Raw genomic sequence first — 10097 nt, 5'->3', positions numbered from 1 at the left:
TCTCGTGGGCTCGGAGATGTGTATAAGAGACAGGCTTTCATGCCTTCACTTTTTTCCGGCTTTATCCAGTTCTTCCTTTATGTTTAGTTCTTCCTTTATGTTTAGTTCTTCCTTTATGTTTAGTTCTTTTCTTCTGTTTAGTTCTTCTCTTATGTTTTCCACAGTCTTCCAGGACTGCCTGACGATAGCGGGAAACTCTCCATGGTGTTCTTCTCCCCATTTCAACAGGAAATCTTTTGTCTTCTGGTCCGAAGGATAGCCGCTTCCGAAATCCATGCCCCATTCTTTCTTGAGCTCCTCGATAAGCTCGTCCCTGCGCACTTTTGCAATGATAGAAGCTGCCGAGACTACAGGATACGTTGCATCTGCCTGGTGCATGGAAACGATCTCTATTTTCTTTGCATGGTCAGGACTGGTTTTTGCATACTGCCTGCGAAGGTTTTCGGCAAAGCGTTCGGCTTTTACGTCAGCAGCATCGGCATATACGATATCCGGTTTCAGCTGTTCGAGCACTTTTGCAAAGCAGACAACCATGATCTCGTTCATTGTCATAATTTTCCGGAGCTCGTCAATCTGAGAGGGGCTGATCTCAAGGACAAAAAAGCCGTCTGCATGTTTTTTAATCTGGGCTGCAAGCTGCTCCCTTTTTTTCGGCGTCAGCTTCTTGGAATCCGCAACCCCCAGCACCTTAAGGATATGGGCTTTAGATTCATCGATTTTTACGCCTCCTATGCACATGGGCCCGATTACCGGACCTTTTCCGGCTTCATCAATTCCTGCGATCATCATTCTCGGCTGTCTCCTGATTTGAAGGAAGAAAGTTTTTTTACTTTATAAAAGTAGGTAAAGGTATATTTTTTCAAAGTATTAAACAGGACTCTATAAGAATCCTCTAAAAACAAACCTCCATTGATTTGAACTTAATGGCTTGACACATTTTTGTTTATTCATTTTCAGTTTTCTGCAGCTGATTTAAACAGGTTTTTCATAAAATCAATATTATAAAGTTTCAACTATCTCAAATAACACATTTATGCCTTTACTCTTAAATAAATATTAAATGAAAAAGAAAAACTCAACTGTTAAATATCTTAAAAGAAACCTACTTTAATATTTTAAGATAAGATCATGTAAGTTAAGTGAACGAGGTAGATTTCAAGGTCTTTAAAGAATTTGGAAATTTTTCCAATATAGTGCCATTTCTTTCTTGGTTGGAAGTCTTAATCTCTTCCTATGTAAGTCCTTAAAAATGATTCTCTGCCTTCCGACTTTAATTTTTCACTTATGAATATTTATATTGAGCCTGCGGACTGCCCTGTATTAAAAGAAGGACATTATCGGGGTTATAAGGATTATCACAGTGTGAAATGCTATGTATTATGCTCATTCTACAGACAGACAAGATAAATCTGATTGGCAATTCCTAAAAGATCATCTAGAGAATGTGGCAAATATTGCTTCAGGATTTTCCAGAGAATTCAATGCCGAGCAATTCGGATATGCTTCGGGTTTACTACACGATATTGGGAAATACTCCCCTGAATTCCAGAGACGTTTAGATGGCACCAATATCAGAGTCGATCATTCTACTGCAGGCGCACAAGAGGCTAGAAAACTTTACGGAATATTTCAAAGTCGTATACTGGAATATATCATAACCGGGCATCATGGAGGCCTTCTCAACTATGGAACTAAAGAATGTGGACTCGATGAACGTTTATCAAGGTCGTTTTTACCGGATTATTCTGCATACAAAAGTGAAATTTTAGCTCCAGATCTGAACAAAGTTCGTCCCAGTCTTACTCCCATCAACAATAAGATGGGTTTTGCAATTTCGTTTTATACCCGTATGCTCTTCTCATGCCTGGTTGATGCTGACTTTCTTGATACAGAACGATTTCTTTCACCTGACAAATCCTCTCTCAGAGGGCAATATGAGTCGTTCAATAAGCTTTTCACAAAATTTGATTACTACATGAAAATCAAACTTTCAACAGCTGAAGAAAACCTGATCAACAGATATCGAAGAGAAATATATGAACAGTGCATAGAGAAGGCAGAATTGCCACCACAGATGTTTTCTCTAACTGTCCCTACCGGCGGAGGAAAAACTCTCTCATCAATGGCATTTGCTCTGAACCATTTGAAAAAACATAATTTGAACCGAATTCTCTATGTCATACCATATACAAGCATTATAGAACAGAACGCTGATGTATTCCGCGATATTTTTGGAAATAAAAATGTGCTTGAACACCATAGCAACTATGATCCGAAAAATGAAAAATCTGAAAATACTGATACTGCACAGGAAAAATTGAAGCTCTCATCTGAAAACTGGGACATTCCGATCATCGTTACAACCAATGTCCAGTTTTTTGAATCTCTTTTTTCCAATCGAGTTTCTCGATGTCGCAAGCTGCATAATCTTGCAAAAAGTGTGATAATTCTTGATGAAGCTCAGATGCTGCCTACAGGCTTTTTAAAACCGTGCCTTTCAGCTCTTTCTGAACTGGTAGTCAATTACGGATCAACAATCGTAATCTGTACCGCAACTCAGCCGAATCTTAACGGGCTTCTGGACGAAAGTGTCAGGCCTGTTGAGATTATGCGTTCGCCTCAGGAACTGTATGAAGTATTCCGGCGAGTCCATGTGACAGATCTTGGGGATATGGCAGATACCAATCTTTCAGCCAGACTTAACGCGCATAAACAGGTTTTGTGTATCGTTAATACTCGAAAACATGCACAAAAATTGTATGAACAGCTCTCTGGGTCCGAAAGTTGCTATCACCTGAGTGCGAGAATGTGTCCGGTCCATAGAAGAATGAAACTGAAAAAGATCAAAGATCGGTTGAGAACTGGGGATGAATGCCGCGTAGTTTCCACCCAGCTAATCGAGGCTGGCGTTGATATTGACTTTCCTGCCGTGTACCGGGCTAAGACTGGTATTGATTCTGTCTGTCAGGCTTCAGGAAGATGTAACCGTGAAGGAAAACTGGATTCCGGAGAGGTATATGTTTTTCGATCTACTGAAGACTATGGAAAGGTGACATCCTGGCAGAGCCGCGTTGCTGAGATTGGCAGTATGATTTTTGATGAATGGGATGATCCTCTATCACTTCCTGCTGTGGGCAGATATTTTGAGAGACTTTATTCCTATGAGGGTGATGGACTTGATAAAAAGAGAATTCTGCCCTCTTTTGAAGAAAGATTAAGAGAGATTGCATTTCCTTTTGAGGACGTTGCTGAAAAATTCAACCTTATTGAGAATAATACGCGGGATGTCATTATTCCTTACGATGATAAGGCCAGATCCATTATCAAACAGATTCAGCAGACTGGATTTCCTGGCAATTATGTTCGAAGTTTACAGGGGTATACAATAAGCATTTATTTAGAAGAGTTCAAGGCTCTGGAAAGAATCAATGCAATTTCCTCCATAGCTGATAGATTTTTTGTTTTGGAAGATGGAAGGAATTATTATTCAGAAAATATTGGACTTTTGAACCTAAAAAATATTGATGAAAATTCATTGATTATTATTTAAGGAGGTGGTTGAAATAGGATTTGGAATCAAGCTGAAAGTGTGGGGAGATTATGCCTGCTTCACGCGACCAGAGATGAAAGTTGAACGTGTCAGTTATGATGTCATAACTCCTTCAGCAGCGCGAGGAATTCTTGAAGCAATTTACTGGAAGCCTGCGATTTTCTGGAAAATTGACAGAATTCGCGTTCTGAACCAAATCAAATGGGACAACATCCGCAGGAATGAGAGGTCGGGAAAAATACCGGCAGGTAAAGTGAAAACTGCGTTTAAGGGAGGGGATGTTGCTCTTTACCAGGATTCCACAGAGGATACGGTTCAAAGAGCTTCCCTTGTTCTGCGTGATGTCAGTTATATTATTGAGGCACACTTTGAGATGACCGACTGCGCTGGGCCTGACGAAACCGTCGAAAAACATTATAATATTGCACTTCGGCGGATGAGAAAAGGACAGTGTTTCCATCATCCGTATTTTGGCTGTAGGGAATTCCCGGTTCAATTTGAATTAATTGAGGGGGAAGCTCCTGCATCATATTATCATGGAAAAAAAGAAGGGGAAAAAGATCTTGGATTCATGCTCTATGATGTTGATTTTTCTGACGAGATGAAAGCCGTTTTTTTCCGTGCCCATATGGTGGATGGGATTATTGATGTTCAGAAATGCCTGTGTAATGGAGGAGTGTCATGATCATTCAGTCCCTCTGCCGTTGTTATGATATCCTTGAGGGGGATGAGAACGCTAATATTCCAAAGTTGGGATATAGCAGCGCCAATGTGTCATTTGCCCTAGTCATTTCTTCTGATGGCGTTCTTTCGCATATTATTGATCTCCGGAGTGATGACAAAAAACCAAAACCCAGGAATATGGACGTTCCTAATCAGAAGTCTCGTTCTAGCGGAGTATTTCCATATTTTGTCTGCGAGAATGCAAAATATGTCTTTGGTGTAGAAAAACTGAAAAGAGATACATTTGAAACGAAATTTAATCTTTCTTCATCCGAGGATAATCCTGCCGAGTATAAGGTATTGGAAGAGAACGGTAAAGAGGTTACTCTGGTTTATCGACGTTCAAAGGAGTGCTTTGAGGCCTTCAAAGCCTTTCATCACAGTATATTAGATGATCTGGACGATCCTGGTGTCCGTGGATTCCTTACTTTTCTGGATGAATGGAATCCAGAAGAGTTCCTTGAAAATCCAAAGATCCATCAGTATAAAGATGACCTTCTTGCTGGTGGAAACTGCGTTTTTGAGTGTGACGGGAGTTTTTTACATCAGAAAACCGTGGTGAGAAACGCCTGGGAAAATTACTCTCAGGATGAGGCTGATGGCAAATTTGTTTCCCAGTGTCTGGTGAGCGGAAAATTAGAGCCTGTATCACCGATACATCAAAAGATAAAGGGCGTTGTCGGGGCTCAGTCAGCAGGGGCTTCCCTTGTCAGTTTCAATGATGATGCATTCTGTTCTTATGGAAAAAAACAGAGTTTTAATTCCTCAGTCAGTGAATCATCGATGTTCAAATACACGACTGCCCTGAATCACCTTCTTTCAAGTCAGAGTAATAGAATTCGGATTGCTGATACAACAGTCGTTTTCTGGGCTGAGACAAATAAGAAATCCTGTGAAGACCTTGTCAAATTCTTTTTTGTCCCTCAGGAAACAGAGAAGAATGAAGAAAATCAGGAGATAGAGAAGAATGAAGAAACGAATGTAGAGGTTTCTCGAGTACAGGACACAAGCCAGATCCAGCAGATCGAGGGTATTCTCAATAAGGTTCGAATTGGCAAAAAAATAAATCAAGAGGACATTGGGACAGATCGAGATACTAATTTCTATATCCTTGGTTTGTCCCCTAATAATGCACGGCTCGCTGTCCGTTTCTGGTATGTTGACAGTATTGGGGATTTAATTGAAAGGGTGGCCCGCCATCATCTGGACATGGAGATCATTCGGGATGATTATGGTCCACGATACATCTCAGTATATCGCCTATTGAATGAGACCGTCCCTCAGAGTTCAGACAAAAAAGTAGTTTCACCACTCCTTGGTGGCCTGATTATGCGCTCGATCCTGACCAATACGGTCTATCCGGTCTCGTTATACAGTGCGATCCTGAGCCGTGTGAAAGTTGAGGGTTCAATAAACTTTGTTAGAGTTGGTTTTATCAAGGCATATCTGCTCAGATTGAGCAGGGCCGGATTATCGAATGTAAAGCAGGATATGATTACTATGAGTTTAAACGAAGAGAGTTCAAATGTGCCATATCGTCTTGGGAGGTTGTTTGCAGCTCTTGAAAAGGCACAGAATGATACGAATAAAGAGATGAAGAGCACCATTAACAGCAAGTATTTCAGCAGTGCTTCATCAACGCCAGCTGTTGTTTTTCCGGTGCTGTTAAAACTTGCACAACACCACATTACCAAGTCTGAATGGGGTTTCAAGTCCAGTCAGCTGATTGAACAGATTCTAATGGGTGTGGATGAGTTTCCTGCATACCTGAATCTTGAAGATCAGGGTATGTTCATGCTTGGTTACTATCATCAACGTAAGGCATTTTTCACGAAAAAAGAGGTTATTTCAAGTAAGGAGGAGCCATTATGAGTGAAATCATCAAGAATAGGTATGAATTTGTGCTGTTGTTTGATGTCGAGAATGGAAACCCGAACGGCGATCCTGATATGGGCAATATGCCCAGGGTTGACCCACAAACCGGCAACGGCATCGTCACTGATGTATGTCTCAAGAGAAAGATAAGGGATTATGTTGACCTTGTGAAAAGTGGAAACGCAGGTTATGAAATATATGTTAAATCCGGGGCTGTCCTCAATGATCAACACAAGAAAGCCTATGATTATCTGGGGATAAAAACGGACTCGAAAAAACCAAAAGATGAGGACCTGACAAAATTCATGTGTCAGAATTTTTTTGACATTCGGGCATTCGGTGCTGTAATGACCACGGAGGTCAACTGTGGCCAGGTCAGAGGGCCTGTACAGTTCAGTTTTGCCCGCAGCATTGATAGGATCTTCCAGCAGGAAATAACGGTCACCCGTTGTGCGGTTACCAATGAGAAAGATGCTGAAAAAGGCCAGACGATGGGCAAAAAACAGATTGTGCCGTATGGCCTGTACCGTGCAGAAGGATATATCTCTGCTCATCTGGCAAAAAAGACCGAATTTAGAGAAGAAGATCTTGAACTGCTCTGGGACAGCCTGATCAATATGTTTGAGCATGACCATTCGGCGGCAAGGGGAAAAATGTCCGCCAGAAAACTTATTGTTTTCAAGCATAGCAGTGAACTTGGCTGTTGTCAGTCTCATATCCTGTTTGACAAAGTGAAGGTGGAGGTGCTCTCTCACGATCTGCCGCCCCGCTCTTTTGCAGATTATAAAGTAACAATCTCTGGCGACATGCCGAACGGCATTGAGTTGATCGAGAAATTATGATCGAAAAGAAATATGTCGAAGACGAGCTGCTCTCGTTGTCCGGCATACAACATTTTCATTTTTGTAAGCGTCAATGGGCTTTGATTCATATTGAGCAGCAGTGGGAAGAAAATCTTCGGACAACTGAAGGTCACTTTCTCCATGAGCGTGTGGATAATCCATTCCTTAAAGAAAGCAGAGGCGACGTTGTATTGTCAAGAGCATTTCCACTGGTTTCATATCAACTTGGACTTTATGGAGTGGCCGATGTCATTGAGTATATCCGATCGGAAAATGGCATTTCTCTTCCGGATTATGAAGGTTTGTGGAAAATGCATCCCGTAGAGTATAAAAGGGGAAAACCGAAGATTGACGAGCGGGATGAAGTACAACTCTGTGCACAGGCAATGTGCCTTGAAGATATGTTTAATGTAACCATAAACTCTGCTGATTTTTACTATAATGAAATTCGGAGAAGAATTCAGCTCGAAATAACCGAAGAATTGAGAAACCTTGTGATTTCTTTGTCCGATGAAATGCATTACCTCTTTAAGAAAGAGCTTACTCCATCTGCTGAAAAATCCCGAAACTGCAAATATTGCTCTCTTGTAGATGTCTGTGTTCCGAAATTAACGAAAAAGTTTGTTTCTGCTCGTAAATATGTCAGAAATCATATGGATAAGGCATGTAATGGTGATCTCTGAAATACTCAAATTTCCAGACGTATATTTTCAAAAGTATTAATCTCTCCAAACTTCAGGTTAGTAAAGGGGTTCTATATCCATGAGAAAATTGTTGAATACATTATATGTCACAACCCCAGAATCCTATCTTCTCAGAGATGGGGAGAACGTCGTTGTTAAGGTAAAGGATGTTGAAACGTTTCGTATTCCCATCCATAATCTTGAGGGTATAGTTTGCTTTGCATATATGGGTGCCAGTCCCCAGCTGATGAAACTTTGTACTGATAATAAAGTTGGACTATCTTTTTTGACCCCTAATGGAAAGTTTCTGGCGCGTGTTAATGGAAAAGTTAGAGGGAATGTCCTGCTACGTCGTACGCAGTATCGAAAAGCAGATCGTGAAGAAGACTCTCTGGATCTTGCGAAATGCTTTATCATAGGAAAAATCGTCAACTGCAGAACTGTTCTTGGAAGAGGTATCCGTGACCACGGAGGCGTGATTGATGTCAATAAAATTCGTTCAGTTGATGATTTGCTGATAGATAATCTCAAGAGTATTGATTCCTGTTTAAACTCGGATTCTCTTCGTGGAATTGAAGGAAATTGTGCAAAATTTTATTTTAGCGTATTAGATGAACTTATTCTTAAGCAAAAGGATAATTTTTTTATATATAATAGGAATCGGAGGCCTCCTCTTGACAATATGAATTCACTGTTGTCTTTTTTATATACATTGCTTGCTCATGACGTTGAATCTGCATTAGAAACTGTTGGGCTTGATCCTTATGTTGGTTTTTTCCACGTTGATCGTCCTGGAAGGCCCAGTCTTGCGCTTGATTTGATGGAGGAGCTCCGGCCTTTTATTGCTGATCGCCTTGCATTAAGTATGGTCAACCTCAAGCAGATTGATGGAAAAGATTTTCTCAAAAAGGAAAATGGAGCTGTCCTCATGACTGAAGACGGAAGAAAAAACATACTTGCGGCCTGGCAAAAGAGAAAACAGGATCAAATTACTCATCCCTACTTAAATGAAAAAATTTCGGTCGGGCTAATTCCTTATGTGCAGGCAATGTTGCTGGCTCGCTATTTAAGAGGAGATATTGATGGTTATCCGCCATTTTTTATGAATTGAGGTGTTTTAAGTGATGGTACTGGTAACATATGATGTGAGTACAGAATCCGAAGGTGGAAAAAGCAGACTGAGAAAAGTGGCAAAAGAGTGCGAAAATTACGGACAACGGGTTCAGAACTCTGTATTTGAGTGCCTTGTAGATCCTGTTCAATTTGCCCAGCTTAAACATTCTTTATGTGATATAATGAATGAGGAGAAAGATAGTCTCAGATTTTACTATCTGGGTAAAAATTGGAAAAATCGGGTGGAGCACTTTGGTGCAAAAAAAGGGTACGATCCAGAAGGTTTATTAGTTGCATGATCTTTGCGAACCCATAGTGAACATCGATTTACTGGGAGGTTCGCAGGAAAAATCAATTCATTATATTTATTTTTTGTGGCAATTTCCTGCTGGATTCAAAAACGTGAACTTTTAAAAGAAGTATATATATCACACGGTTGATACATAATCTAAATTAATTTACGGTCGCACCCTTCGCGGGTGTGTGGATTGAAATTGAGAAGCTTTTTGGGCAGCCGTCAGGACAGAAAGTCGCACCCTTCGCGGGTGTGTGGATTGAAATGTATCAGGTGCAGATTGATAGCCCGATGGCTAGTCGCACCCTTCGCGGGTGTGTGGATTGAAATTTAAGTCAACGCCAGCCACCGGAGAATAAACAAACCGTCGCACCCTTCGCGGGTGTGTGGATTGAAATCTCACTCAGTCTGGTAATGTTAGCCAGGGCGGAACAAGTCGCACCCTTCGCGGGTGTGTGGATTGAAATAATGGTCGCTAGAGTAGACGGGGCAACCCGGAAAGTCGCACCCTTCGCGGGTGTGTGGATTGAAATGTCTTTTGTGGGTTTGTGAAGTACCATGTTATCGTCGCACCCTTCGCGGGTGTGTGGATTGAAATACCGGTGCATAGTCAATTTTTGCCGCGTGATAAGTCGCACCCTTCGCGGGTGTGTGGATTGAAATTTTGAATTCCCATCAATTGTCAATCCTGAAAATTGTCGCACCCTTCGCGGGTGTGTGGATTGAAATATAAACGTTGACGAAGGTATTAGTGCAGGCGATATTGTCGCACCCTTCGCGGGTGTGTGGATTGAAATAGACCAGATTGGCCGGCTCATAATGCCCTCGTAGTCGCACCCTTCGCGGGTGTGTGGATTGAAATGCTATCCCCTACGAAAACGCTTATCAATACGCCTAAAGTCGCACCCTTCGCGGGTGTGTGGATTGAAATTATAATTACACAAATAAAGCCTATACAGACCGTCGCACCCTTCGCGGGTGTGTGGATTGAAATAGGAGCCTATATGCCCTGTCTC

Annotated in this window: 8 protein-coding genes and 1 CRISPR repeat array; of the genes, 7 read left to right on the top strand and 1 reads right to left on the bottom strand. The window is 41.4% G+C overall.

Features of this window, described 5'->3' with window-relative positions; genetic code table 11:
- Window positions 1-45: 45 nt before the first annotated feature.
- Window positions 46-789, bottom strand: a complete 744-nt coding sequence (gene rnhB, locus EO95_RS02475; protein WP_082105899.1) for a ribonuclease HII — start codon at window positions 787-789, stop codon at window positions 46-48.
- A 583-nt stretch (window positions 790-1372) separates the two neighbouring features.
- On the opposite strand from rnhB, the gene EO95_RS02470 reads away from it, so the two are divergent.
- The 7 genes from EO95_RS02470 to cas2 all read left to right on the top strand — a co-directional run bounded on the left by EO95_RS02470 (window position 1373) and on the right by cas2 (window position 9085).
- Window positions 1373-3550, top strand: a complete 2178-nt coding sequence (locus EO95_RS02470; protein ID WP_048131823.1) for a CRISPR-associated helicase/endonuclease Cas3 — start codon at window positions 1373-1375, stop codon at window positions 3548-3550.
- 4 nt (window positions 3551-3554) lie between these two features.
- Complete coding sequence (gene cas5c, locus EO95_RS02465) at window positions 3555-4235, top strand: type I-C CRISPR-associated protein Cas5c (protein WP_200894983.1); 681 nt, start codon at window positions 3555-3557, stop codon at window positions 4233-4235.
- Window positions 4232-6145 carry a type I-C CRISPR-associated protein Cas8c/Csd1 gene (gene cas8c / locus EO95_RS02460; RefSeq protein ID WP_048131821.1) on the top strand — a complete coding sequence of 638 codons (1914 nt, stop codon included), beginning with the start codon at window positions 4232-4234 and terminating at the stop codon, window positions 6143-6145. The genes cas5c and cas8c overlap by 4 nt, the downstream gene beginning before the upstream one ends.
- Window positions 6142-6990: a type I-C CRISPR-associated protein Cas7/Csd2 gene (gene cas7c / locus EO95_RS02455; RefSeq protein ID WP_048131819.1), complete on the top strand. Its 849-nt coding sequence runs from the start codon at window positions 6142-6144 to the stop codon at window positions 6988-6990. The genes cas8c and cas7c overlap by 4 nt, the downstream gene beginning before the upstream one ends.
- Complete coding sequence (gene cas4, locus EO95_RS02450) at window positions 6987-7673, top strand: CRISPR-associated protein Cas4 (protein WP_048131818.1); 687 nt, start codon at window positions 6987-6989, stop codon at window positions 7671-7673. The genes cas7c and cas4 overlap by 4 nt, the downstream gene beginning before the upstream one ends.
- A 79-nt stretch (window positions 7674-7752) precedes the next feature.
- Window positions 7753-8784: a type I-C CRISPR-associated endonuclease Cas1c gene (gene cas1c / locus EO95_RS02445; RefSeq protein ID WP_048131816.1), complete on the top strand. Its 1032-nt coding sequence runs from the start codon at window positions 7753-7755 to the stop codon at window positions 8782-8784.
- Window positions 8785-8797: 13 nt separating this feature from the next.
- On the top strand, window positions 8798-9085 hold the full coding sequence (gene cas2 / locus EO95_RS02440) for a CRISPR-associated endonuclease Cas2 (protein ID WP_200894982.1): 288 nt from the start codon (window positions 8798-8800) through the stop codon (window positions 9083-9085).
- A 164-nt stretch (window positions 9086-9249) separates the two neighbouring features.
- Window positions 9250-10075: a CRISPR direct-repeat array (repeat unit 32 nt; unit sequence GTCGCACCCTTCGCGGGTGTGTGGATTGAAAT).
- Window positions 10076-10097 lie beyond the last annotated feature (22 nt).

This window comes from Methanosarcina sp. 1.H.T.1A.1, assembly GCF_000979295.1.
In the GTDB taxonomy this organism is placed as follows: Archaea; Halobacteriota; Methanosarcinia; order Methanosarcinales; family Methanosarcinaceae; genus Methanosarcina.
Note: the sequence above shows the minus strand (reverse complement) of the source record. Positions and strands in the feature narration are given on the sequence as shown.